The following is a 23,094-nucleotide window of genomic DNA, read 5'->3' as shown; positions in this document are numbered from 1 at the left end:
GATGATAAGTATGCGGCTTTTTTTCTTTCTAATGTGTATAATTATAGGTCCTTCTTCTGTAACGGCTGCCGGTGTGGGGAAATTTGTTATTATAGCACACCGTGGAGCCTCCGGTCAGGCCCCTGAGCATACCATGGCCGCCTATCAACTCGCCTTAGACCAAGGGGCAGACTATTTGGAATTGGATATACATATGACAAAAGACAAACAGCTGATTGCTATTCATGACGACACTGTTGATCGAACAACAAACGGGCAAGGGAAGGTTAATTCACTTACACTTTCAGAAATTAAGCAGCTTGATGCCGGTTCACGATTTAATCAGAATTTCCCTGATAAAGCAAAGCCGTATTACCGCGGACAAACCATTCTAACGTTAGAAGAAGTGATTGGGAAATTCGGTGGATCCGTCAATTATTATATTGAGCTAAAAAAGACACAGCAATATTCGGAAATGGCTGATAAATTACTGAGATTTTTGAATGCCCACCAGCTAATAGGTACTCTTGGAGTACACGGACAGGTAATTATTGAATCCTTTCATGAGGACACCTTAAAATACTTACGTAATAAATCCTCTGAACTTATATTGGTTCAGTTGACAGATAATCCTTGGAATATTGACCTTGCAAAAATTGCCTCCTATGCTGATGGAGTCGGCCCAAACTATACCAAAATAAATCAAAAATTCATTGAAACTGCTCACCAACACGGTCTCCTCGTCCATTGCTGGACTGTCAACAACGAAACCGATATGATAAAGCTAATTAACTGGAACGTAGACGGCATCTTCACAAATTATGTGGATAGAGCGAGAATCATAGGGACGGTTTTTCCGTTTCATTTTCAATGATAAAACACAGGGACTGTTCTTCTGGTTCCTAGCATGAAACATGAGAACCGTCCTCGTGTCTATTAACAAAGGTGAGTGAAACGAATTGGATATTAAGCATTTACAGTATTTTCTAGAGGTGGCGCGGCTGAATAGTTTTTCGCGGGCGGCAGAAGAGCTGTTTATTACGCAGCCGACGATTAGCAAGATGATTAAGAATTTAGAGGAGGAGCTTGGGGTGGTCCTTTTTGACCGTTCGCGGAAGCAGCTGGCCTTGACGGACGCCGGGCGGATTATTTTGGAGCATGCAAAGCTGGTCGACCATGCGATGAAAAATTTAAGTACGGATCTTGATAACCTATTTGGTCTAAAAAAAGGGCATATCCGTATTGGGCTGCCGCCTATCTTTGACGCCAATGATTTTCTTAAAATTGTCGGGAAGTTTCACGAAAAGTATCCCGGCATTACCTTTCAATTGGTCGAAGACGGATCAAAAAAAATCGAGGAGGCCGTGCAAAACAATCTGCTCGATGTAGGAATCGTTGTCCTCCCTACAAAGCTTGAACTGTTTGATTACTTTTCGATCCTGGAGGAAGACTTAAAGCTTATTCTTCCTGACTCACACCCATTAGCAGACCGTGAAGAGGTCAATTTAGTCGAATTGGCCCAAGAATCGTTTATTTTGTTTAATAAAGATTTCGCCTTGAACGATCGGATTATCCTATCCTGCAACACCCTCGGGTTTCAGCCTGTAATTATTTCCGAAAGCTCGCAGCAGAATTTTATTAAAGAAATGGTGTCTTATGAGCTGGGGATTGCACTGCTGCCAGAAAGTATTTCCCACGATCTGCCGGAAAACGTAAAATCAATAAAAGTGGTTAACCCTACGATTTCCTGGCACTTAGCGATCATTTGGAGCAAGGAACAATATCTATCGTATGCTGCCAAAGAGTGGCTTCATTTTATCAAACAAGAGCTTGTCGCAAAATAGAGGCGGCTTTTTCATACGTGAAAAAGCCGCCTTTTTTGTTTGCTCGTTCATTCACAATTCGCATCAATGATAGCATTTACATAGATTTTATCTATACTTTAGATAAAATATAACCATTTTACATTAGTTGTCATTGGGCTTACACTTGTTTCGTACCAAAAAATCCTTTTTTCAATGTGGATATAGGGTTTTTTACGACAATCCAAAACGGAAAGGGAGAGTAATAACATGAACGCAAAAAAAGCAAGTGAAAGTAGGATTGTAAATACAGCACAAGTGTTATCTTGTGATTTAAATAACTATAATACACTTTTTGGCGGCATTTTAATGAAAAAGCTGGATGATGCTGCTACATTATCTGCCCGCAGACATTCCCGGGTAAAGGAATGTGTAACCGCCTCAACGGACTCAATCGACTTTTTATATCCAATTCATCAAACAGATTCTGTTTGTGTTGAATCATTTGTTACCTATACAGGTAAAACCTCAATGGAGATTTTCTGTAAGGTGATTGCAGAAGATATTGGAACAGGTGAACGCCGGGTTGCTGCAACTGCCTTTTTAACATTTGTTGCTCTTGATGAAAATAAAAAGCCAGTTCCAGTGCCAGGTGTGATCCCGGAAACGGAAGAGGAAAAATTCCTCTATGAAACAGCTAAAGAAAGAGCCGAAATCCGCAAATTGAGAAGGAAGAAAAGTAAGGAACTTGCAGCGTATATTTCATTGGAAAAACCTTGGGATAAATAATAGGAGGGTTCATTTATGCTTACTTTATCAAATATTAACGAGCTTACTACTGTGAAGGCTGAACTGAATATCTTTCAACGAAACCATCCAGAGCTTTTTGAAAAATTTATAGATATTATCTATTTGACACGCGCTTTACATTTTAAATATCAATACATGGGATGCCTGTTAATGGATGAAGAACCTGGCGAAAATACACCGGACTTTGTCTATGGCTCTGTCCTTCGCTTATACAAAAAAGAAATCCAGCAGCTAAAAAACAACGCTGACATTCAATCCCTAACAGACATTCTGGCCCAATACAAGCGAAACGGCTACGCCAAACTCAGCCTTCTCGCTCTTGGCCAAAATCCCGAAACTTTAGTTGGACCGACCCTTGTACAATGAGGATGGGGGCGGTTCTTGATGGAATAACATTTAATATAAAGCGAGAGAATCGTCCTGTTACTTCCTTATTGTAAACAAATCTAGGAATATATGTCTAATTTTCTTTAGAATCTCTTAACTCTAGTAATACAGGAATCATAAACTAGCTTCATATTTCTTTTATACACTATCCTTGTTAAAACTATTTAAACAAGGGAGATGGAGAAATGAAGAAAACATTACTAGGAGCGGGTATTGCCTTTACACTATTGCTGAGTCCTTTTCAGCAGGCGTTTGCCGCAGAAACGACTGGGGAATTGAGAAAGTTTGATAATGTTGCCCATCGAGGAGCATCAGGGTATGCACCAGAAAACACCATTGCTGCCTTTGACAAAGCACGTGCTATGAAGGCTGACTACATCGAGATTGATGTCCAGCGCAGTAAAGACGGGAAATTAGTGGTTATTCACGATACTTCGGTCAACAGAACGACAGACGGAACAGGCTATGTAAAGGATTTAACCTATGAACAGCTGCAAAGTTTGGATGCTGGAAGCTTCAAAGGGGAGCAATTTTCTGGTGAAAAAATACCTTCATTTGAAGAAGTGCTCGACAGATACCGCGGCAAAATTGGTATTTTAATAGAATTGAAAGCCCCGGAGCTCTACCCGGGAATTGAAGAAGAGGTTGCTCAAGAATTGCGGGAGCGGAATATGGACAAACCACAAGATAATAAAATTATCATTCAATCATTCAACTTTGAAACGATGAAAAAAATGAATGCCCTGCTTCCGAAAATACCAATGGGCGTCCTAACCTCCTCCAAAGCCCATACAACGGATCAAGCATTGGAAGAATTCGCTACATACGCAGACTATTTTAATCCGAGCTACGGAATCGTCTCAAAAGAATTAGTAGATAAAGTCCATGCCCTTGGTATGAAAATTTCATCCTGGACAGTACGAAGCCACGAAGCTGCACAATTTCTCATTGACATGAAAGTAGACGCCATCATCACGGACTACCCGGATTATGTAGACCCACGAATGGGCGTAAAATAGTAAATTATAAAATGAGGAAAAGGGACAATCCCCCAACTGCTTATAACAATGGGTGACTGTCCCTTTTATATTTTGATAAAAAAGTCTCCCCATTTCTATCCACACAAAAAATATTCACAATTCTTTGTATATAATGCATAACCATATTTGTAAGATTTTAGCTTTCCTATACGATGACGTTGTAATAGTTCTCACCTAAACTTAGTGTGAAGCGGCCTCGTAAACGCTTCAACACTAAGTTTTAAAGGAGGAAATGTATGTCAACTAATAACGTTGATAAAAAGCTGCTTGATCCTGAGTTTGAAACCATTCCTGTTCCACAAGAGTACAGAAAATCATTGGCTTCTGTTGCTGCTGTTTGGTTTGGATTTCCTATGGTTTTAACAAGTGCGGTCATCGGCGGGGTCATAACAGCCATGCTCGGATTCAAAACAGGTGTCACGGCCATACTGGCTGGTAACCTGCTGTTATGTCTAATAGTGGGTGCACTGAGCTACCTGGCGGGGAAAACCGGAGAGAATTTTGCCATAACTGCCCAAAGAACATTTGGGCGAATCGGGTATCTTGCCGTATCAGGATTACTTTCTACCGTAGTGGTAGGCTGGTTTGCTCTAATGGTAGGCTTGACTGGTGATACAATGGCTCGTTCATTTGGGGCGAACTTATTATGGATGACGATATTAGGCGGTGTCCTTTACGTTGCTGCAACTTTTATCGGGATTAAAGCATTAACCTTTTTAGGCTGGATTGCGGCACCATTGTATCTGATATTAGGCATTATTTCTGTAGTTATTTCAATGAAAACGGGCAGCGCTGATTTCTTCAATTACGAACCGGCAGCTGGTGCAGGGATCATGTCATTTGGTGCAGCAGTTACATTGGTATTTGCTACCTTCGCTGATTCTGGTACCATGACGGCAGATTTTACAAGATGGTCGAAAAATGGCCGAGAAGGACTATTAGCAGCCGTCTCCGCTTTTCCATTTGGAAAGTTCATAGCAGAAGTAATTGGTGCCATCATTGTAGCAACTGGCGTCATCCAAAACCCGGCAACAAATGGCGGGGATTTCATGCCTATATTATCGGGGCAGGGTCCGCTGTTAACAACCTTAGCAATCGTGTTTGTGTTTATTAACCTAGGTGTTGGATGTACACATTGTTTATATAATGGTGCAGTTGGCTGGTCACATATGACAGGGAAAAAAATGAGGCCGTTAACAGTCCTGCTAGGGATCATTGGAATTATCGCAGCTGTTTCAGGAATTTGGAGTGCTTTTCAAAGCTGGCTTGAGCTTCTAGGATTAATTGTTCCGCCAATCGCTACCATTATCATTATCGATCAACTGATTCTTCGAAGTTCCAATAACCCGAATGCAAATAGAAATTGGCAACCTCTTGCTTTTATTGCTTGGGGAATGGCTTCAACTGTCGCTTTGCTTGTAAACTTTTATGCACCAGAATTTTCAGTGGCCTTTTCAGGAATTGTTTCTTCTGCTATTTTCTATTATGTTGGTTATCAGTATATTAAACAGGGGCCTGGAGCAAATTCAAAAATGAACCATGCAGGATAATCCTTTTGCTACATAAACAAATGAAAAGCCGACACCCTTATCAGGTAACGGGTTTACTTGTGAGGTGCAAAACGGTAAATCGCAGACCGAATCAAATAGCAAAATCACATAAACTTCACAGCTTAATTCACAGGATATTTCACAGTCAAAAAGGCTTCGAGATGCAAATATCTCTAAGCCTTTTTTAAATTTTTTCACGAAACCACCGGTAAGTTGCACAAGTTTATTAGATACTAAAGCGAGTTTGATAAATAAGCGGAGTAATTCCGCTTAATTAGTAAATATGATTAAAAATAGCTTAAATAGACGGAAAATTTCCGACTATTGACCCTAAAAACGTAAAAATGGGTAATTTTGCTGTGCTTAATCGGAAAATCTCCGCTTATTTGTCTCGAAACAAGCTTCATTCTTCATTTAACCGGAAAACTTCCGCTTATTTTAAATATCACTTGCAACTCAATTATTATCCACATACTAAATCACAAAATTTTTACACACCCTCTTGTGATTTACTATGTGAATGAGGGATACGATAAGCAACACCCCCCCAAAAATATTTATAAATCAATAAAAAACGCACTGTGAAAAATTCAAGTGCGTTTTGTAATGTGTTTTATAATGTTTGCACTGCAAAAGTAAGCCCGTTACTTTTCAGCAAGGTTGGCTTTTCATTTTCTTAACAAGTATAAGCTGCTGCTACATATTTCCTATAACTGATATGTTACGCCGTTACAGCAGAAAAGCTTTTTGCAACCTCTGCTACCTTAGCTAAACCTTCTGCAATAATGGCCTCTGCTTTGTCTGGAGCTGCGTTGTGGCCTTCGATGATGACTTCGTCGATGATTTCCATGCCAAAAACGCCGCCGAATACATTTTTCATATAGGTTGCTGCCATTTCCATCGGTGCAGTCTCTGGTGTAGAGTAAATCCCTCCGCGCGCACTGAGAAAAACCGCTTTTTTGTCAGTCATTAAGCTTACTAACTGGCCGTTCTCATTATATTTGAAGGCGAAACCAGCTGCATATACATAGTCGATAAATGTTTGTAATTTAGCTGGGATTGTTAAATTCCATAAAGGGAAGGCAAATACGACAACATCAGCTGCTTTAAGTGCATCCATTGCTTTTTGCTTTGCCGCAACAATTCGTTGCTCAAGATCTGAAAGCTCTTCGCCTGCTTGCATTTTTCCAAACGCATTGAATAAGTCTTGGCCAAAATACGGCATGTCCTCTGCGAATACATCGTACGTTGTAACATTCACACCTTCTAAATTTTCCATGAAAGTTTCATACATTTTACTAGAAACAGCCTGGGAAGCTGGACGGTTATTTGCTTTTACTACTAATATATTCATTATTTTATAAGCTCCTTTTTTAAAAAATATCTCGAATTCATAATAATTAAAGATATGATAAAAGACAACCGAAACAATCTGGAAAAACCGAAAATAAGAAGTATATCCCCCGTTTATTCCTTTAGTTGGCAATAACTAGGTTAAAAGTCCCGATGGCTTTCTTGCTTGTGCATTCGTTCTTTTCTATTATTGGCTGAGCAAGTGTATACAGCGCCAGTCCTGTATACATCTAGTGTATCAACCCTAAAAAAAAAGAGAGATTTCTCCCTCTTCCTCTTCCACAAATAAATGGTGTCAGGCACCGACTGCATTCTTTCCCGATGATTTCACCTGATACATGGCAGTATCGGCATTTTTTAGTAAAGTAGATGGGGTGTCATCTTGGTTGGACATGGCTAGACCGATGCTGGCTGATATCGTTTGACCATTTACCTTTAATTGCAGCATATTTAGAATATCATTCGCGATTTCCATAGATGCCTGTTGATCTGTTCCGTATAACATCACAATAAACTCATCACCGCCGAGGCGGCCTATAAATGTAGATTCATTCGCAAATGCTTGCAGCTGTGCTGCGACCTGCTGCAAAAGCTGATCTCCCTCTTCGTGGCCATATGTATCATTGACCATTTTAAATCCATCCAAATCAATAAACAGCAGGGATACGGATTCTTTCCGTTCCAAGGAGGCCGACAACCTCTCCATAAAATAATGGCGATTAGGTAAATTCGTTAAGGAATCATACAATGCCAGATGCTCTAATTTTTGATTCAAGGTCTGCAGCTGCTTTTGTTTTTCCGTTAATTTTTCCGATAAAAAACCAACACCAATTGCACACAAAAAAGTTACGAAGGCAACACCGACATGGAGCGATATTTCTTGCTCGTATATAGCCGCCATTCGCAAATACTTTTCAGAAAGGTACCAAAGAAGATGATATACATTCACAACTATTGCTGCTATCAGCCCACCGATAAATCCTAAATAATAGGCAAAAATAAAACAAGGAAATAACAATAAAAACCAAATCATATCATCAATATAAAACATATCCAATCGAGCTAGAAAACCGGGAATGATGGTTAAAAGCAGACATAATCCTACAATCGACTTTGGTATATTTCGAATCGTTCCCCAAGATACACTTAACATGATCCGTTCCTTTCCCCTTTGCGGCAATGTCAATTTGTATTTCAACTAGGCTGATTGTATCACATTATGTCGAATACTTACATATAAACTATTTATTACCATTATGTTACAAAAGTAATAAAGGGCGTTTTTGCTTTCTTTGCCCCAGCGCCTCTGTGTTTACAAGAAATGCCGTTCTTGTTTCAATTCTTGAATTTTTTTGATTCTCTTGCTTCATACTAGCAACGAATACTAATCATACTGAATGGAGTTGTGAAGCTTGGAGCATTTCGCATCAACAAATCGGACAGAAGCAGCATTGAATGAATACAAGATGGGGCTGGGGAATTTTACACACAAAATGCCTGAATTAGGCCGCCAGTATAATGCGTTTACGCAGGAGTGTTTTAAAGAGGGTGCTTTATCCCAAAAAGAAAAACAACTGATTGCCTTAGGGATTAGCGTCGCTTCGCAAAATGAATATTGTATTATTTACCATACAAAAGGGTGCCTTGACCAAGGGGCTACCGAAGAGGAAATTTTAGAGACCATCGGGGTTACGGCTGCTTTTGCCGGCGGCGCAGCCATGAGTCAAGGCGTTACGCTTGTTCAGGAATGCATAACTGATTTAAATCAACTAAAACAATAAAGAGCCCTCCGGCTCTTTTTTGCAAGAAATCACAGGGGAAGTCCCTACGATTTTTAATGCTCTTGGTATAGGTTCTTTAATAATATTCTCCCCTAAAAAAATGTGTCAGCCCCATCCACATTTAGGATGGAAGCTGACACTTATATAGAGAGGGGAGAAACTCTTGCTTATACTTTCCAACGTGTCCACTCCAGGCATACAAATGTCAACGAGTGGTGCCTGACACCAAATCTTATTTGACTTTAATGGATACAGTTTTGCTTTTGTTGCCGGCTTTATCGACGGCATAAATGGTTAGGACTGCACCTTTTTTCTGTGCTTTTATTTTGACGGAGTATTTACCTTTTGAATCGGCAACATCCTTGCCTAAATACGTTTTTCCACGATATACATAGACAGTTGATGCTTTTTCAGTACTTCCTGTAACCTTAGTAGATTTTGAAGTTACTTTATTCACTGACGGTTTGGCTGGTGCTGTCTTATCGATTACTTTCACACTTTTAGCGATGCTTACATTTCCAGCTTTATCTGTCGCCGTAACCTTGATTTCTACTCCAGCACGCTGCTTCGCCATAACAAACTTATAGTGGCCAGTTTTATCAGCAGTCGTGCTCTTTTGGTATTTTCCATTGATATAGAGCTTAATGGTTGCATTTGCTTCAGCTTTTCCTGTAACCGATGTCGATTGATCAGTTACACGATTTATGGCCGGCATTGCAGGCGGTGTGAAATCTGGCATTTTTGTAAATGACGGTAAACCTGAGATATAACCTACACCGCCCGTCTTATTAATACCGATTTCTTTTTCCATTGCAGTTAATAAATCTTCTTTATTAACTGCAGTAATGTCTTTTCCATCTACCTCATCTCCAGGATGCTGGAAGTTACTCATGATATAAGAGAAACCATTTCGGTCATCTGCTGCGAACAACCCGGTAGATTCCGCTCCAGCAGGATTTGATAGAATACGTGATAATTCTTTTGTATCTACGTTATAAGCCCACACATAGTTATTAGTATGCTTGCCGCTATCTTCACCGATAAACAATGTTCTCATTTCTTCAGAGTAGCTAAGATTATCAGGGTTAGCCACTTTGTTCACATTTGCAGTATTTCCATAGGCATCTGGAGCTGCTAGGTCTTCACCCACAAGTAAACCTGACATGGATGCCGCTACATATTTGCTCAGAATACCGCTGCCGTTTTGATCCTTTTGACCGCTCTTTACATCTAATTGATAGGTAACGCCGGACTTAATTTTTGGCAATTGAATATCATCTTGAAGTCCCGATCCAGAGGTATCCTTCTCCATGCCTCCGCTTTGGTCAGAAATCGCGATATACACCTTATGATCCTTTGCGTTATAGGTGACACCTTCCATTTTGTTGAATTCAGTTGTCGCCCCAAGATAGGCTGCATAGCGTCGTGATTCTAAAAACGCAGCTGCTTTTTCCATTCCAGGCTTCAGTTTTAGATATTCTGTTTTGCCATAGGAATACTGCTTAACCGCTTTGAAGCCTTCCTGTGGTACCTCGGAGGTTTCAAAAATATCACTGAATTTAATCCCTTTATCAATGAGCTTTTTAATTTCTTTATCAGTGGCATGTCCTAGTTTAATCCACTCTAACTTACCTGAACCGCCATTCTCCGTTCCAGTTTGAAGGAATTTCGCAGCATATAGCGTACCAGCTGATAATTTCTTCGCTTGATCGGCCACATACATGAACAAACCTGTGTTGCCGCCATCATCACCAAAATAGGCAGTACGGTTATCCGGCATCATTTTTATTAATTCGTGTGAGAAACGCCCCACACTATAATGTTTATCCACTTTTACTTTGCCGTTTTTCTTAACATGGATTTCTGGAATATACCCATAGTAATATGGATTAGCCTTTGATTTATCTCCAAAGTAAAGCTGGGCAAAGCTTTCTGTCCATGTTCTTGCAGATGACTTGGCATCAAATTCAAAACTACGCGCATCGGGCTCATATTCTTCGGACCCTAAATGGGTATTCCACGGAGATAGGGAACCATTACAAGGAATCCAAAGTCCATTCACAGAGGAGAAATCAATCTTCTTAACCTCTTTCGCTTTAAGTTCACCCGTTTTCTTGTCCTGGTCTAACGTTGTTAGGGACATGGATGCAGGCACAATACCGTAAGCAGAGTTACCTGCTGCATCTAATGTTTGATATTCATAGTGTGTCACCATATACAGTTTTCCGTTAATCGGATTTAATAAGCTATTGGAATCCGGTGCATCGGAAACAAACGGTGTCGGTTTTCCAGGAACACTATGATCCATGATTGGGTCACCAAAATAATCAATCGGCGTACCAGCAGGAATCATTTCACCATTGTTAATTGCCACTTTATCTTCTGATCTAAAAAGCTTTTTATAAGTGAGCGGGAATCGTTTCACTTTTCCATTGCTGTATTTTACATCAACAGATGCGCTTGAATACGTATCTACCATTTGCTTAATAGTAGCAGGAGCAGGCATTCCATTAAATGTAACAGAGTCAATCTTTACTTTGCTGCTGCCCGCAGCCGCAGCTGGGGTCAGAGCAGGTATTGTTAACGCCAATGCTAAAGCAAATGCCGTACTTTTTTTACCCATCTTTTTCTTGTTCATGGAAAAGTCTCCTTCAATAAGAGATTGATGTCTTACTAGAAAAAAGTCTTACAGATTTTTTTGATTTCCTTCTGCGTCACGTTCTACTTTCATTTTTGTTACAGGAAGATATCCTTGTTCTGTTAGAAGGTTGTTTTGAACATCATCTGACATAATGAAGTCAAAGAATGCTTGCGCTAATTCATTTGGTTCACCTTTTGTATAGGAATGCTGGTAAGCCCATACTGGGAATTCTCCAGATTGTACCTTTTCAGCAGTTGCTTCTACACCATCGATGGCAAGTGGTGTTACAGTATCATCAGTAAAGTAAGAGAATGCTAGATATCCAATTGCACCGTCTGTCTCGCTAATAATCTTTTTAACTGTGTTGGATGAATCTTCTGTAACTCCTTCCGCAGGTGTTGCACCATCAAGAGCAAACTTATTGAAAATTGCACGGGTACCAGATGAATCAGGACGGTTTACAAGAACGATTTTTTGATCTGCTCCGCCAAGTTCTTTCCAGTTTGTAATTTTTCCAGTGAAAACTTTGATTAGGTCCTCTTTTTTAATATCTGTGATGCCAACTTTTGGGTTAACAGCGGCTGTCATGCCAACTACTGCTACTTTATGGTCTTTAAGCTGGTCCGCTGGAATACCTTCTTTTTCTTCAGCAAAAACGTCAGAGTTACCAATTTGAACAGAGCCTTCTGCAACCTGTGAAAGTCCAGTACCTGATCCGCCTGCATTTACTTGAATATCAACTTTAGGATTTTCTTTCATAAACTCTTCAGCCGCTGCTGCTACTAACGGCTGCATCGCTGAGGAGCCAGATATAATTAATGAACCTGAAAGTTCTTTCTTTTCTTCCGTTTTCGGTGTGGTATTGGTCTTATCGGCTGATTCCTCTGCTTTAGATGTAGAATTTGATCCGCCGCAAGCTGCCATAATTACCATTAATGCTGCTAAAATTGTGAGTAAGCTCAATTTCTTTAAACTTTTCATTTCTTTTTATCCTCCTATGGATTAAGTAGTTCTAACATGACTAAGCATAATCCTGGATTATTAATGGGGTATTAAAGGAATGTAAAGCATTGTGAATACTTTGTAAATTTTTTGTGATATGTGCAGAGGATCTTTCTTAGAATTGCTCATGGATTAGTTATTCCAAGCAAGGGGGAGCACGGGGACGGTTCGACGATTCTTGCGCTTCTTTAGAAAAAGGGCCACTTCGTCGATCCCAAAAAGGACACGCAATGAGTGTTTTCTCATACAATAAAGTAAAACTTTGAAAGAGGTGTAATAATTGTCACATCATATTGTAACAGGTCCTCATCCTGGACAACCTGGCGGAGGCTGTATGGCACAATATAACCACTATACTCTTGGTCATGCGCCACATCACTATCCTACCGGTTCACAGTCTAACCATCAAAGTTACAGCACACCATTTACTCAACAGCCTACATCCTTTTATGGACAGTATGGGGTTCCTAATTGGAGACCACCTTGGCGCTAATTTTCTTGTTAAAAAAAATAGGACCAGCGGAACTCAACTGCACCCTAATTGTTAGACACACCTAACATTTTAAGGTGCGGTTCAAAACCGCCCGGTCCTTTTTTGCCTGGTGAATATCCGATACTTGTACTCTATAGGTCTAACTGCCCGAATAACGGTGGAAATACCTATTTCGGGTAAGTAGAACCAGTCAGCTGCTAGAATTAGGGGATAAAGCACTCTTGCACCAATGTAGGATATTTTCTTACCATAAATTAACACAAAATTCACATATTTGTAATCTTCTTTCAGTAAAATTAAATTATTGCGCATATTGAGGATTCTACAAACAGACATATTATTTTTCAAAAAAAGGCATGGTCGTTCATTTTCTGACATAGGTTGTAGTAAGTGGAATTTTACGTCGAATTCGCACTAAACCTAACGAAAGAGGCTGGTTCATATGAAGAATAAAATAGTTCTGTATCAAGGGAAGAAATACAAAGTCCTTTACCACTACTCCTCAGATTATTGCGAAATCCAAGAAGAAAACTTTAGATTTAATATTCAGCTTGTTCACAAGTCAGAATTGACAATGTTCGAGGAAAAAGTTTAAAGAGAACCGGAAGGATGATAATTTGCCTCTATCCTTCCTCCTCCTCACTCCCATTCTCATCACTTTCTTCCTCTACCGCCTCCTGAAGCTTCTGAATCTCATCGCTCAGCTGTTCAAACGCATGCAGCCTGAATTTTGCACTAGCGATAAGATCGTCAATTATTTGCGTAAAGGTTTCATAATCGACATTGTTTTCGCTGCACTTTCTTATCAGCCGCAAAAAATCATCCTCGTATAAGTGATATCTCTCATTAAACGTTTCTTTATCCATTGTTAAAAAGTACTCTTCATCCACAACAAACTCGTTAAATATTTTCTTCGTCAACCGGGACTTTGTCACTCTTATTTCCTCTTTGTCTGGCTCATTCTCATAATGCTGGGCATCCTCATATTCCGAGCACAGCGTCGAGTAAATCTTCTCAAGCAGCTCAGTCGGTTCTAAATACTTTAATTTCGCCATCGAACCACCTCCGAAACATCATTTGTTTCTCTCATCTTTATTGCCAACTATACAAAGAAATAGAACTACTCTATGAAACACGGGGACGTTCTTCTGTTTTAAGAAATATCACATTATGTAATCATTTTGTTAAACATTTGCATCATTGAATAAACATCAAAAGCAGATACTATTCATTAGTATCTGCTTTTGATGTTTATTATCTATTTTCATTTTAAGAAATAAAGAAGCTCCCATAGCTTCTATGATTGAACTTCAATATAACCGCTTTTCTTTCGTTTTGATAAGATGATAACTGTTACAACCATGATCATGATTGCTGCACCTAAAGATAATACGCTTGATGTTGCACCGGCAATTAAGAAAGCTGCTAGTGCGGAAAATCCATTTAATAAAGCGTATGGAATCTGTGTTTTCACATGATCAATGTGATCAGTGCCGGCCCCGGTTGATGATAGAATCGTTGTATCAGAGATTGGTGAACAGTGGTCTCCGAAGATTCCGCCTGATAGCACTACACCGATGCAGACATAAATTGATGCATCGAGATGCACTGCCATTGGAATCGCTAGCGGCATCATAATGGCAAACGTTCCCCACGATGTCCCTGTTGCAAATGACATACAGGCACCACTTACAAAAAGAATAGCTGGAATCAAGTATCCTGGGATATTCCCATCCATAAGTTCCACTACGTATGCAGCCGTTCCGAGGTTTTTCATCACCGTTCCAAGCGACCAAGCTAGCACAAGGATCGTTGCCACTGTCATCATTCTTTGCATACCTGACAAATAAATATCAAACACTTCACCAAATTTTTTCACCTTATAGATAACCATCATCGCAATCAATACAAGCGCTGCAAATAAGTAAGCAGTTGTTAACGCGACCCGGAAAGCACTACCGTCGATTTTTTTGAATGGAAAACCGAGGGGAATGAGCATCCCAAATAAAGTCACTAGTAACACTAAAAGCGGTACCCAGATTAAGCTTGCCTTACTCTTAGTATTTTGAAGTTCGGCCATATTGTCCGGTTTTCTCATCGGCTTTGAGCTTGGCCAAAAAAGTGCTCCGGTTTGCTGTACCCGTTGTTCAGCTTTGGACATTGGTCCAAACTCAAGCTTCGTTATAGCTACAAGCGGCACCATCAATACGGCTAAAATCGGATAGAACTGGAATGGAATGGCCTGTATAAATGCATCCCAGTCCGTTTCTGTAATCTTTAGACTATCAAACTCCTTTTTTATCAAACCCATAATATAGACGCCCCAGCCGATAAATGGGATCAGGACGGCTACAGGTGATGCTGTTGAGTCAATAATCCAAGCTAACTTTTCCCTTGAAATTTTTGCCTTATCAAAGATTTTCTCAAAAATTGGTCCTACTAAAAGCGGCGTGCCAAGGTCAGAGAAAAAGATGATAATCCCTCCGAACCAAGCTGCCAGCTGTGTTTTCGCCTTTGTATTCAAAAATCTCAATACCTTATCCGCAAACGCTGCAGCCCCGCCTGATTTTTCCATCAGCGCCACAAATCCACCGATAAAAACCAGCAGCACTAGAACCCCCGCGTTATAGCTGTCAGTTAATTGGACAAACAAATAATCACCAATAATCGTTTTCGTCGCGCTTAGCGGCATCCCGCTGGCTAAGATTAACACACCCGAAAACGTCCCTAAAAACAAAGAAATAATAACATTCTTTGTTATAAGTGCCGCTACAATCGCTAAAATAGGCGGAATCAACGACACCCAACCCAAATGCTCCATCATGCTGCCCCCTCAAAAAATAACATGTACATAATTATGCTGCATATCGGATTTTTATTCAACGGTTTTTTTAAATTTTTGGGAACAGAGGTTAATCATGGGGGCGGTTCTGCTGCTTCTTTAGGTACTGGAGTGAACAGAGTAAGTATGGATTTTAACTTTAAGGCTGTTAGATCTTTATTACTAGTAAAAGGCATTGGCCATTAATTTTTGAAATTCATTTGCGATGATCATGGCTAGGAAGCCTTCAGTTAATCTTCTAAAGCAATAAAGGGATTTCCTCTCTGCCATTTTAGGTATAAACTTATAAAGTTATACTTTGATGGGATCACAAGGCAATAAATTCATGGACTTCGAAAAACAGCGTAAAATTGAAAGAAAACAGGAGAACCGCGTTTCATTAAAAGGAGGGAAATCAAATTTGAGAAAAAAGAAGAAATCTGGTGAGGAGAGCGTCCTGCCTGCATTGGGCATGCTTATTCTTGCTTTTGGTGCAGTGCTTTTCTTTGGGTGGTTTGTAATGACGGCTCATATGGATTCCGTGCAGTATCGGGATGTGCTGGAACTGGCGCTGCCGGAACCGTACTATACCTGGATTGAAAAAGTAACAAAGATTTATTGGACCGTAGGAGTTAGTGCCGTAGTCACTATTTTCTTTATTGTTTTTGTGGAAGATAAACTAAAACATAGCGACCAACTCATGTTTATTGCCTACACCACACTCTTATGGTTATTAGGAAGCTCCATGATGATTGGTTTCTTTGTTGCCTTAATTAAACTGCACGCCGTTAATTGGATGCTCATTACTGCCTGTTTGCTAGTAATTTCCTTGATACTAAACAGCACTGCTATATTGTTAAAATTAAAATCCAGCAGCAAAATAATTACTATTTCTTTTTTAGTAATAGAGTCAGTCATCTTTTTAGCGTTATTCTCGGCACAGCCGACAGATGAATTGTACATAATCGTTAAAAGCTCTCATCAATTTTCGAATTTCGAATCAAAACTACTGTTATGGTTAGGAGCTTCCCTAGGATTATTTATTTTCACCCTCCCCTTTTATTGGAAGCTAAGGGAGAGATGGGAAGATTCCACTTCTTCCTAGAAGAAGCAAAAGAACCTGGGCCCCTTCTTCATGGGCACTATCCCCATAAAACCACTCCGGCCAGGCCAGATACCAATATGACCGCAATGGGGTGGATGCGGTATTTAATCAGGGCTAGGAGAGAGAGCCCGCAAATTGAAAGCAATCCTAGAGTATGCCAGGAGAAGCTGCCAATTACGTGATTGGAGAGGGCGAAACGGATTGCTGCGTAGATGATTAATCCAGTAATAATGGGCCTCAAACCATAAAAAGCAGATTTTACTAGTTTCGTTTGATGATAGCGAAAGAAAACACTGGAAACGAGCAGAATAATGAATAGAGTCGGCAGTGTCATTCCCAGTGCAGAGATAACGGCGCCGTTCATTCCTGCCGTTTTGTAGCCAACAATAATGGCGCTGTTCGTAGCAATCGGTCCCGGGGACATGCCGGCAACTGCAATGATTTCGGTGAATTCTTTGGTGGTCATCCAGCCATGTCTTGTGACTTCAAAGTCAATTATCGGGATCATCGCATAGCCACCGCCGAATGACACAAAACCAATTCGTAAAAACGTGCAAAACAAATCCCAGAGCATCTCGCTGCCCCTCCCTTCATTTTTTCCCGAACACCCTATTGGTTTACACTTTTGCCAACGGGTTCCTTTTGAACTTGTCCAGCTTCATTTTTCTCAAGAAGAACGGTCATTCCTAGCAGCTCTTTCACCTTAATTTGAATAATCCCAGTCGCGATTCCTAAACAAATAACTAGGACCGGATTCAAATTCAAGAAAAATAAAACGGCCGCTGTCGCAAATGCCGTGATAAAAGTAGTTTTATCAAAAACAGCTGTTCTGCCAATTTTATAAGCAGCAAAAATAATCAAGGCAACAATCGCAGCACTCATTCCCTGAAGCGCCGCATCGACAATCGGGTTGCCATGCAGATAAAGAAATAAAAGGCTTAAGCCAATTACAATCAAAAAGGTGGGAAGCAAAACCCCAATAAGTGCGGCAACTGCTCCCTGCACACCTGCGATGGTATAGCCGATAAAGGTCGCAGAATTGAGAGCAATCGCCCCTGGAACGGATTGAGCGATGACAAGAACATCTGCCACATCCTGCGGCCTGATCCACCGCTTCTTTATGACAATCTCCCGCTCAATGACAGGAATCATCGCATACCCGCCGCCAAAAGTAATCGGCCCAATTTTTAAGAAAACGAAAAATATCTGTAATATTAAATTCCACTTTTTATTCATCGATTAAACCACCTTTAAAGATCCCAGGACTCTATCTTTACCTGAAAGCTGAACCGGCTCGAAGTCTCATCCGCAGCATTGTTTGTATTTTTTGCCGCTGCCGCATGGACAGGGGTCGTTGCGTTTTGGGTGTTTACCGTTGTAGTAGTGTGCCAGGTTCTGCTGAAATAGTCTGGCTCGAACCCGGTCGCCTAGCTGTTTCATGCGTTCGTCGGCATAGCTGTAGATTCGCTTGTAGCTAGAGCAAAAGTAATCTACATCAGATGTCGCAAGCTCTGGTCCCCATTCCCGATTACGTGGGCAGCCTCCGTGACAAAGCTTTTTCCACTCGCATGTTTTGCAAGGATCAGGCAAATTCGGTTTCATTGCTAAAAATTTATCATATAAAGGATGTGCTAAAATTTCATCAATTGAATCGGTTCCGACATTACCAATCTTCCAATTTGGGTGAATAAAAAAGTCACATGGAAACGCATCGCCATTTTGCTCTAATATAATCGTTTGCGGACAGGACGCACGGTGAATACACGACCCTGGCTCGCGATTAACATATACATTCAGCATTTCATCAAAAAAGCGGATTGATGTCCGCGGTTCTCCGTTATTATACCAATAATCAAATGCCTCACATAGGAAATCGCCATATTCCTTCGGTGTGATGTCATAAACACCCAGCTTGTTAATTTCCTGCGCACGGAAGTCCATACATGGAATAAATTGGACAAATTGAAATCCCTCAGATTCAAAAAAACATATCATCTCAGAAGCTTTTGTCACATTCCCCTTATGAATCACTGATAAAATGTTGAAGTCCACCCGATGACTGCGAAGATAGTTAATTCCCCGCATGACCCGGTCGAAACTGCCCTGGCCGCTCGAGTCTACCCTTTTTGCATCATGAATCTCTCTTGTTCCATCCAGACTGACCCCGATTAAGAAGTTATACTTTTTAAAAAAGGCGGCCCATTTGTCCGTAATTAACGTTCCATTCGTTTGCAAGGAATTGCTGATGATCGTATTTTTGGGTGCATATTTCGCTTGAAGGGCCACTACTTCTTCGAAAAAGTCTAGGCCTGCTAAAAGCGGTTCGCCCCCCTGCCATGCAAAGGTGGCAGCCCCTTTTGAGCGTTCCATGTATTCCTTTATGAATTTTTCCAAAACAACAGAATCAATGTGGTTAATCTTTTTCCCCGGCTTGCCGCCACAGGTGCTGTAATAACAATATTCACAGGCCAAATTACAATCTTCGGAAACCGTCTTCCACATTACGTTGATATTCTGATGCGCAGTCGTCAAACAGCCAGTGCTCATTTGCCATCCTCCTCATTTTGAAAGCCCTGATGGAAAAACCATCAGGGCACAAGACTATCGTTTGAATTCCTTGGCGTGCAATGGCCCGCCTTCTTTCATAACGGTCCAGAGCGGGTCCACATCAATGTCCATCGTCGACATCATGTCATCATGCCACTCATTAAGGAAATAAACGGCCTCTTTACAAATGTCACGGCGCTCTTCAGCAAGATCATGCTGTTCATAAGGATCCTCCTTTAAATTAAACAGCATTTCTTTAGGGAATCCATTATTCCCGTCATGGTAAGTACGAATATAGAGCCAGTCCCCGAATCTGACGCTCCGCTGGCAAACATGGGCACATTGGGATACAACGAGGTATTCCCGTCCCGTGTCGGAACCATTTAAAATACTATCCGCGTAGCTTTGCCCATCCCATAACGGGGCCTTCTCGCCATCTAGCAAACTAGTAAGCGTAGGAGCAAGGTCGAGATGATAATGCAGACCCTCATCCACTGTTCCCTTTAAGCCGTTTGGCCAGCGAATAATCATCGGAATTCGGCATGTTCCTTGATCCGCCGTCCCATGTTCTGAGTAGATTCCTAACTCTCCCATATTTTCCCCGTGATCAGCACTTATCAGGATGGCTGTATCTTCCATCACACCCAGCTCTTCCAACTTCCTTAATACCTGGCCGACATGTTCATCCATATAGCGGATCGCACAATCATAATTGTCAATAATAACCCGCAAATCATTGTATTCTTCAATTTGCTTCCCGTGGCGCGACCATCTGAAATAATGTGTCTTCGCAAGCTCATTCATATGATCGATACTATGCTGTCTTACAAGCTTCTTGTGTTCATCAAACACTTCTTCCGTCAGCCACTCAGGCAGCGGATCGTTTTCGAAAGGATTTCCAAATTCATCTGGTGTTCGGTATGGGGTATGCGGATCCCAGAAATTCAAATGCAGAAACCAATTGTCTGAATCGCCATTGTCCTCTAACCATTTAAGAGCGACCGGCAGCACATGTTCCGCGGATTCACCGCCATTTCTGCCAATATTGAATACTTCATTAAACCCAGCATTAAAGGTCCAGGCAGAATGCCGTTCCGCAAAAGTACTGATAGTCGTCGTTTTATAGCCTAACCTTCTTAGTTTTCCTGGAAGGCTTTGACCAGCCAATCGATCGCTGAAACCGCGGCTCGGACCTTCGCGTCTCATATCCGCTGCCGTTCCTCCGTGACCGACAATACCATTATGAATTCCAAATCTCCCCGACATTAAAGCGGAGCGGGAGGGCAGACATGGTGCGTCTGAACAGTAATAATTCGTAAACGTCACACCCTCTTTGGCAACCTTGTCAATATTCGGTGTTGTGTCCCTGTGGTATCCGTAAGCGCCGATATGATCGGGGCGAAGTGAGTCCAAATCTAAGTAAAGAATTCTCATTAAGTAATCCACCTTCCTTGTATTATTGTAAAAAAGTACAAACTTACAGTTAAGTTACTTGGTACCAGAAACTGGAGCATTCACAATTTTCATGCTGGCTTTTATTAAGATTTTGAAATAAAAATCTAATATCATCCAGGTAAGTTAAAGAAGAAGAAAAGCGCCTTTTTGATTCTAAACCCCGGCGATAACAGAAGGCGTGGCAATTGTATGCCATAGATTGGCACTGATGGCTTTGGATTCTCCGTCCTGTTCCCGACAGTCGAAATAGAGAATGTCCTCTTCCAATTCTTCTAGCTCGCTTATTCTGCCTAACAAGTAATCATCGATCCGGTCAATCGCGGTCTGGATTCGCTGCAGCATTCCGCCCATTCTAAGATCAAATACGTCGAGGCCAAATATTTTATTCTCCTCCAGCCACTGGGCACGATAAACTTTTATGAACTCCTCCGCCCGCTTTTTCATTTCCGGCAAGAGTGAGTAACAATATGCTGACAGAATATCCTGCTTATTGTTGTTATAAGCCTTGCGTATGTTAATTCCGGCTTCACATTTTAATGCTAGTAATCTGCTTAATGCATGCTGTGTCTGGAAGACCTTCTTCCATTTCGGATTTCTAGCAATACACTGTTCAAAAAAAACTGTACAGCGGTCAAAATGGGCAGCATATTCATTAGGAATCACATGTTTGTCAAATAATCCGCATAATACATCCTGATACAATAAATATTTTTGCGGATTAATAGAGTGGACGCTGCCTAACGTGTTATCAGGCACGAGCATTGTCATATCCAAGTTCATGAAATCAACATAATTACCGCCGGTACAGGTGAGAAAGCGTTCCGAAAGATGCCTTATTTCAGAATTCCCTGCATAACACAGCTCCGCCCACAGCTGTAATGTTGGAAGAATGGAATAGATTGAAGCCTCGGCGCCATTATCACCCCACGCTGTGATTAACACCTCTTTAATTCCATTGCGTACGCAGCTATTATGCGCCATTTCACCCACATGACGGCTAAATTGATTGTTTGGCGCAAAGCCCATCCACTTCCAAGCACCACCTGCAAAAATAATCTTGTCACATAGCTGCTTGTGTTTTATTAACATGCCATCATATTTTTCGGGATCGACAGAATAGTAATCCCAATAAACGAGTGAAATATCATCAGGAATCATATCGATAACGTCCTGCCGAATCGGACTGTCGGTATCATAATATGCCCCCCCGCTTGCCAGACGGAAAAACATATCGCTCCACATCATTGGCTTGTAGCCGTACTTTCTAGCGATTTCCATAACGCGGCCAAAATGCTTTAACATCAGTGTGGATCTATCTTGATAACCATGCTTATCAAGATATTTGCCCAGCCCCATCATATGGGCCTCATCCATACCGATATTGATTTTTCTGCTGGATATATGTTCAGACATCGTCCGGAACATAGCATCAATTAATTGATAGGTTTTCTCCTCATCAATTAGTAAGATATCATTACAATCAACAATATCGGAAAAGGCATTCCATTTGAGTGCCGTCCCCAAATGGGCAAGTGTTTGAATACATGGGACAAGCTCGATACCAAACTGGTCGGCATACTGGTCCATTGTCTTTAGCTGTTCCCCGGTGTAACGGCCGCGCATATAGCCAAAATACGGATACTCTTCTATTTCATAAATATCCTCTGTATACAGCTGTACGGTTGAATATCCCATCAACGCAAGATGTTTAATGATTTTTTGAAAGGCTTCAATCTTTAAAACGGCATTTCTGGAGCAGTCAATCATAACACCCAGGCTGTTATAGACGGGGTTTTCTGTTATTTCAAACGGGCCGCCCCCTCTCATTCCTTCCATTAATAGTCCAAGTGCACGGAAGAATTGATGGGATTCTTGATAGGAGATGATACCTTTATTACCATCATATTGAATATGAATACCTGATTCTGTTTTTTCCACCTGAATCGGAATTCCTTTATCAGTTAATTGAAGGTTTACTAGATTTGCAATTTCACTGATACCAGGAATTAGCTGCTTCTCTAAGCCCAATAATTGTATTTCCATACCGGCAGCCCCCTAATGTAAAGGTCTATATTACTTGTAAAATAGAAACCAATAGTTGAAAGATTCATCCAGTAATATGCATCTGTCGTTTCCCCATAATCAAGATTCTACTATTCCTTTAAAGCAACGGATTTAACCATGTTTACCAAACTTTTTAATAATCGTAACAAAGTTCTTAGTATCTAACCATGTAGGGATGATTCTTTCTTTTGTATAATTGATACTTTTTATTCCATAGCATAAGTAATCCCTAAAATGTAAACTTAATTACTTTTACATTTTAGG

At 40.8% G+C, this 23,094-nt stretch carries 21 protein-coding genes; 10 read left to right on the top strand and 11 right to left on the bottom strand.

Annotated features, from left to right (window positions below):
* The first annotated feature begins 10 nt into the window (after positions 1 to 10).
* The 6 genes from IE222_RS19755 (at position 11) to IE222_RS19730 (ending at position 5,568) form a co-directional block, all read left to right on the top strand.
* The gene (locus IE222_RS19755) at positions 11 to 853 is read left to right on the top strand and encodes a glycerophosphodiester phosphodiesterase (RefSeq protein WP_223282825.1); all 843 of its coding nucleotides are present in this window, start codon (positions 11 to 13) and stop codon (positions 851 to 853) included.
* 85 nt (positions 854 to 938) lie between these two features.
* On the top strand, positions 939 to 1,823 hold the full coding sequence (cidR, locus tag IE222_RS19750) for a cidABC operon transcriptional activator CidR (protein WP_191275827.1): 885 nt from the start codon (positions 939 to 941) through the stop codon (positions 1,821 to 1,823).
* Between the two features lie 228 nt (positions 1,824 to 2,051).
* On the top strand, positions 2,052 to 2,570 hold the full coding sequence (locus tag IE222_RS19745) for an acyl-CoA thioesterase (protein ID WP_191275826.1): 519 nt from the start codon (positions 2,052 to 2,054) through the stop codon (positions 2,568 to 2,570).
* Positions 2,571 to 2,585: 15 nt separating this feature from the next.
* Positions 2,586 to 2,957, top strand: coding sequence for a hypothetical protein (locus tag IE222_RS19740; protein ID WP_191275825.1), 372 nt, complete (start codon positions 2,586 to 2,588; stop codon positions 2,955 to 2,957).
* Positions 2,958 to 3,163: 206 nt separating this feature from the next.
* Positions 3,164 to 3,997: a glycerophosphodiester phosphodiesterase gene (locus IE222_RS19735; RefSeq protein ID WP_191275823.1), complete on the top strand. Its 834-nt coding sequence runs from the start codon at positions 3,164 to 3,166 to the stop codon at positions 3,995 to 3,997.
* Positions 3,998 to 4,254: 257 nt separating this feature from the next.
* Positions 4,255 to 5,568, top strand: a complete 1,314-nt coding sequence (locus IE222_RS19730; RefSeq protein ID WP_191275821.1) for a cytosine permease — start codon at positions 4,255 to 4,257, stop codon at positions 5,566 to 5,568.
* A 721-nt stretch (positions 5,569 to 6,289) separates the two neighbouring features.
* On the opposite strand, the gene IE222_RS19725 is transcribed toward IE222_RS19730, so the two are convergent.
* The gene (locus tag IE222_RS19725) at positions 6,290 to 6,922 is read right to left on the bottom strand and encodes an FMN-dependent NADH-azoreductase (protein WP_191275819.1); all 633 of its coding nucleotides are present in this window, start codon (positions 6,920 to 6,922) and stop codon (positions 6,290 to 6,292) included.
* A 294-nt stretch (positions 6,923 to 7,216) separates the two neighbouring features.
* The gene (locus IE222_RS19720; RefSeq protein WP_191275817.1) at positions 7,217 to 8,074 is read right to left on the bottom strand and encodes a GGDEF domain-containing protein; all 858 of its coding nucleotides are present in this window, start codon (positions 8,072 to 8,074) and stop codon (positions 7,217 to 7,219) included.
* A gap of 313 nt (positions 8,075 to 8,387) precedes the next feature.
* Here IE222_RS19720 and IE222_RS19715 point away from each other — a divergent pair, with 313 nt between their 5' ends.
* The gene (locus IE222_RS19715; protein ID WP_191275861.1) at positions 8,388 to 8,702 is read left to right on the top strand and encodes a carboxymuconolactone decarboxylase family protein; all 315 of its coding nucleotides are present in this window, start codon (positions 8,388 to 8,390) and stop codon (positions 8,700 to 8,702) included.
* Positions 8,703 to 8,934: 232 nt separating this feature from the next.
* On the opposite strand, the gene IE222_RS19710 is transcribed toward IE222_RS19715, so the two are convergent.
* Positions 8,935 to 11,340: an Ig-like domain-containing protein gene (locus IE222_RS19710; protein ID WP_191275815.1), complete on the bottom strand. Its 2,406-nt coding sequence runs from the start codon at positions 11,338 to 11,340 to the stop codon at positions 8,935 to 8,937.
* A gap of 48 nt (positions 11,341 to 11,388) precedes the next feature.
* Entirely contained in the window at positions 11,389 to 12,324 is a 936-nt protein-coding gene (locus IE222_RS19705; RefSeq protein ID WP_191275813.1) for a phosphate ABC transporter substrate-binding protein, read from the bottom strand.
* 301 nt (positions 12,325 to 12,625) lie between these two features.
* On the opposite strand from IE222_RS19705, the gene IE222_RS19700 reads away from it, so the two are divergent.
* Together IE222_RS19700 and IE222_RS19695 are read left to right on the top strand one after the other, a co-directional pair.
* The gene (locus IE222_RS19700; protein WP_191275811.1) at positions 12,626 to 12,838 is read left to right on the top strand and encodes a hypothetical protein; all 213 of its coding nucleotides are present in this window, start codon (positions 12,626 to 12,628) and stop codon (positions 12,836 to 12,838) included.
* Positions 12,839 to 13,280: 442 nt separating this feature from the next.
* Positions 13,281 to 13,433, top strand: a complete 153-nt coding sequence (locus IE222_RS19695) for a hypothetical protein (RefSeq protein WP_191275809.1) — start codon at positions 13,281 to 13,283, stop codon at positions 13,431 to 13,433.
* Positions 13,434 to 13,461: 28 nt separating this feature from the next.
* Here IE222_RS19695 and IE222_RS19690 read toward each other — a convergent pair whose 3' ends face one another.
* Both IE222_RS19690 and IE222_RS19685 read right to left on the bottom strand, forming a co-directional pair.
* On the bottom strand, positions 13,462 to 13,893 hold the full coding sequence (locus IE222_RS19690) for a hypothetical protein (RefSeq protein ID WP_191275807.1): 432 nt from the start codon (positions 13,891 to 13,893) through the stop codon (positions 13,462 to 13,464).
* A gap of 242 nt (positions 13,894 to 14,135) precedes the next feature.
* Complete coding sequence (locus tag IE222_RS19685; protein ID WP_223282824.1) at positions 14,136 to 15,662, bottom strand: Na+/H+ antiporter NhaC family protein; 1,527 nt, start codon at positions 15,660 to 15,662, stop codon at positions 14,136 to 14,138.
* 418 nt (positions 15,663 to 16,080) lie between these two features.
* Here IE222_RS19685 and IE222_RS19675 point away from each other — a divergent pair, with 418 nt between their 5' ends.
* Positions 16,081 to 16,764, top strand: a complete 684-nt coding sequence (locus IE222_RS19675) for a hypothetical protein (protein ID WP_191275802.1) — start codon at positions 16,081 to 16,083, stop codon at positions 16,762 to 16,764.
* A gap of 37 nt (positions 16,765 to 16,801) precedes the next feature.
* Here IE222_RS19675 and IE222_RS19670 read toward each other — a convergent pair whose 3' ends face one another.
* The 5 genes from IE222_RS19670 to IE222_RS19650 form a co-directional block, all read right to left on the bottom strand.
* Positions 16,802 to 17,338 carry a chromate transporter gene (locus IE222_RS19670; RefSeq protein WP_191275800.1) on the bottom strand — a complete coding sequence of 179 codons (537 nt, stop codon included), beginning with the start codon at positions 17,336 to 17,338 and terminating at the stop codon, positions 16,802 to 16,804.
* Between the two features lie 35 nt (positions 17,339 to 17,373).
* Positions 17,374 to 18,000: a chromate transporter gene (locus tag IE222_RS19665; RefSeq protein WP_191275798.1), complete on the bottom strand. Its 627-nt coding sequence runs from the start codon at positions 17,998 to 18,000 to the stop codon at positions 17,374 to 17,376.
* Between the two features lie 66 nt (positions 18,001 to 18,066).
* Positions 18,067 to 19,311: an anaerobic sulfatase maturase gene (locus IE222_RS19660; protein WP_191275796.1), complete on the bottom strand. Its 1,245-nt coding sequence runs from the start codon at positions 19,309 to 19,311 to the stop codon at positions 18,067 to 18,069.
* Between the two features lie 54 nt (positions 19,312 to 19,365).
* Positions 19,366 to 20,745, bottom strand: a complete 1,380-nt coding sequence (locus tag IE222_RS19655) for a sulfatase family protein (RefSeq protein WP_191275794.1) — start codon at positions 20,743 to 20,745, stop codon at positions 19,366 to 19,368.
* Positions 20,746 to 20,919: 174 nt separating this feature from the next.
* Complete coding sequence (locus IE222_RS19650; protein ID WP_191275792.1) at positions 20,920 to 22,809, bottom strand: beta-N-acetylhexosaminidase; 1,890 nt, start codon at positions 22,807 to 22,809, stop codon at positions 20,920 to 20,922.
* Between the last annotated feature and the right edge of the window lie 285 nt (positions 22,810 to 23,094).

The organism is Neobacillus kokaensis (genome assembly GCF_014656545.1).
In the GTDB taxonomy this organism is placed as follows: Bacteria; Bacillota; Bacilli; order Bacillales; family Cytobacillaceae; genus Neobacillus; species Neobacillus kokaensis.
The sequence above is the reverse complement of the archived record's forward strand: the minus strand, read 5'-3'. Positions and strand labels throughout refer to the sequence as shown.

Bases quoted from the DNA above. Each gene is read 5' to 3' on its own strand.
- IE222_RS19755 (WP_223282825.1), top strand. From the start codon at position 11: ATGCGGCTTTTTTTCTTTCTAATGTGTATAATTATAGGTCCTTCTTCT.
- IE222_RS19745 (WP_191275826.1), top strand. From the start codon at position 2,052: ATGAACGCAAAAAAAGCAAGTGAAAGTAGGATTGTAAATACAGCACAA.
- IE222_RS19740 (WP_191275825.1), top strand. From the start codon at position 2,586: ATGCTTACTTTATCAAATATTAACGAGCTTACTACTGTGAAGGCTGAA.
- IE222_RS19735 (WP_191275823.1), top strand. From the start codon at position 3,164: ATGAAGAAAACATTACTAGGAGCGGGTATTGCCTTTACACTATTGCTG.
- IE222_RS19730 (WP_191275821.1), top strand. From the start codon at position 4,255: ATGTCAACTAATAACGTTGATAAAAAGCTGCTTGATCCTGAGTTTGAA.
- IE222_RS19725 (WP_191275819.1), bottom strand. From the start codon at position 6,922: ATGAATATATTAGTAGTAAAAGCAAATAACCGTCCAGCTTCCCAGGCT.
- IE222_RS19720 (WP_191275817.1), bottom strand. From the start codon at position 8,074: ATGTTAAGTGTATCTTGGGGAACGATTCGAAATATACCAAAGTCGATT.
- IE222_RS19715 (WP_191275861.1), top strand. From the start codon at position 8,388: ATGGGGCTGGGGAATTTTACACACAAAATGCCTGAATTAGGCCGCCAG.
- IE222_RS19710 (WP_191275815.1), bottom strand. From the start codon at position 11,340: ATGAACAAGAAAAAGATGGGTAAAAAAAGTACGGCATTTGCTTTAGCA.
- IE222_RS19705 (WP_191275813.1), bottom strand. From the start codon at position 12,324: ATGAAAAGTTTAAAGAAATTGAGCTTACTCACAATTTTAGCAGCATTA.
- IE222_RS19695 (WP_191275809.1), top strand. From the start codon at position 13,281: ATGAAGAATAAAATAGTTCTGTATCAAGGGAAGAAATACAAAGTCCTT.
- IE222_RS19690 (WP_191275807.1), bottom strand. From the start codon at position 13,893: ATGGCGAAATTAAAGTATTTAGAACCGACTGAGCTGCTTGAGAAGATT.
- IE222_RS19685 (WP_223282824.1), bottom strand. From the start codon at position 15,662: ATGATGGAGCATTTGGGTTGGGTGTCGTTGATTCCGCCTATTTTAGCG.
- IE222_RS19670 (WP_191275800.1), bottom strand. From the start codon at position 17,338: ATGCTCTGGGATTTGTTTTGCACGTTTTTACGAATTGGTTTTGTGTCA.
- IE222_RS19665 (WP_191275798.1), bottom strand. From the start codon at position 18,000: ATGAATAAAAAGTGGAATTTAATATTACAGATATTTTTCGTTTTCTTA.
- IE222_RS19660 (WP_191275796.1), bottom strand. From the start codon at position 19,311: ATGAGCACTGGCTGTTTGACGACTGCGCATCAGAATATCAACGTAATG.
- IE222_RS19655 (WP_191275794.1), bottom strand. From the start codon at position 20,745: ATGAGAATTCTTTACTTAGATTTGGACTCACTTCGCCCCGATCATATC.
- IE222_RS19650 (WP_191275792.1), bottom strand. From the start codon at position 22,809: ATGGAAATACAATTATTGGGCTTAGAGAAGCAGCTAATTCCTGGTATC.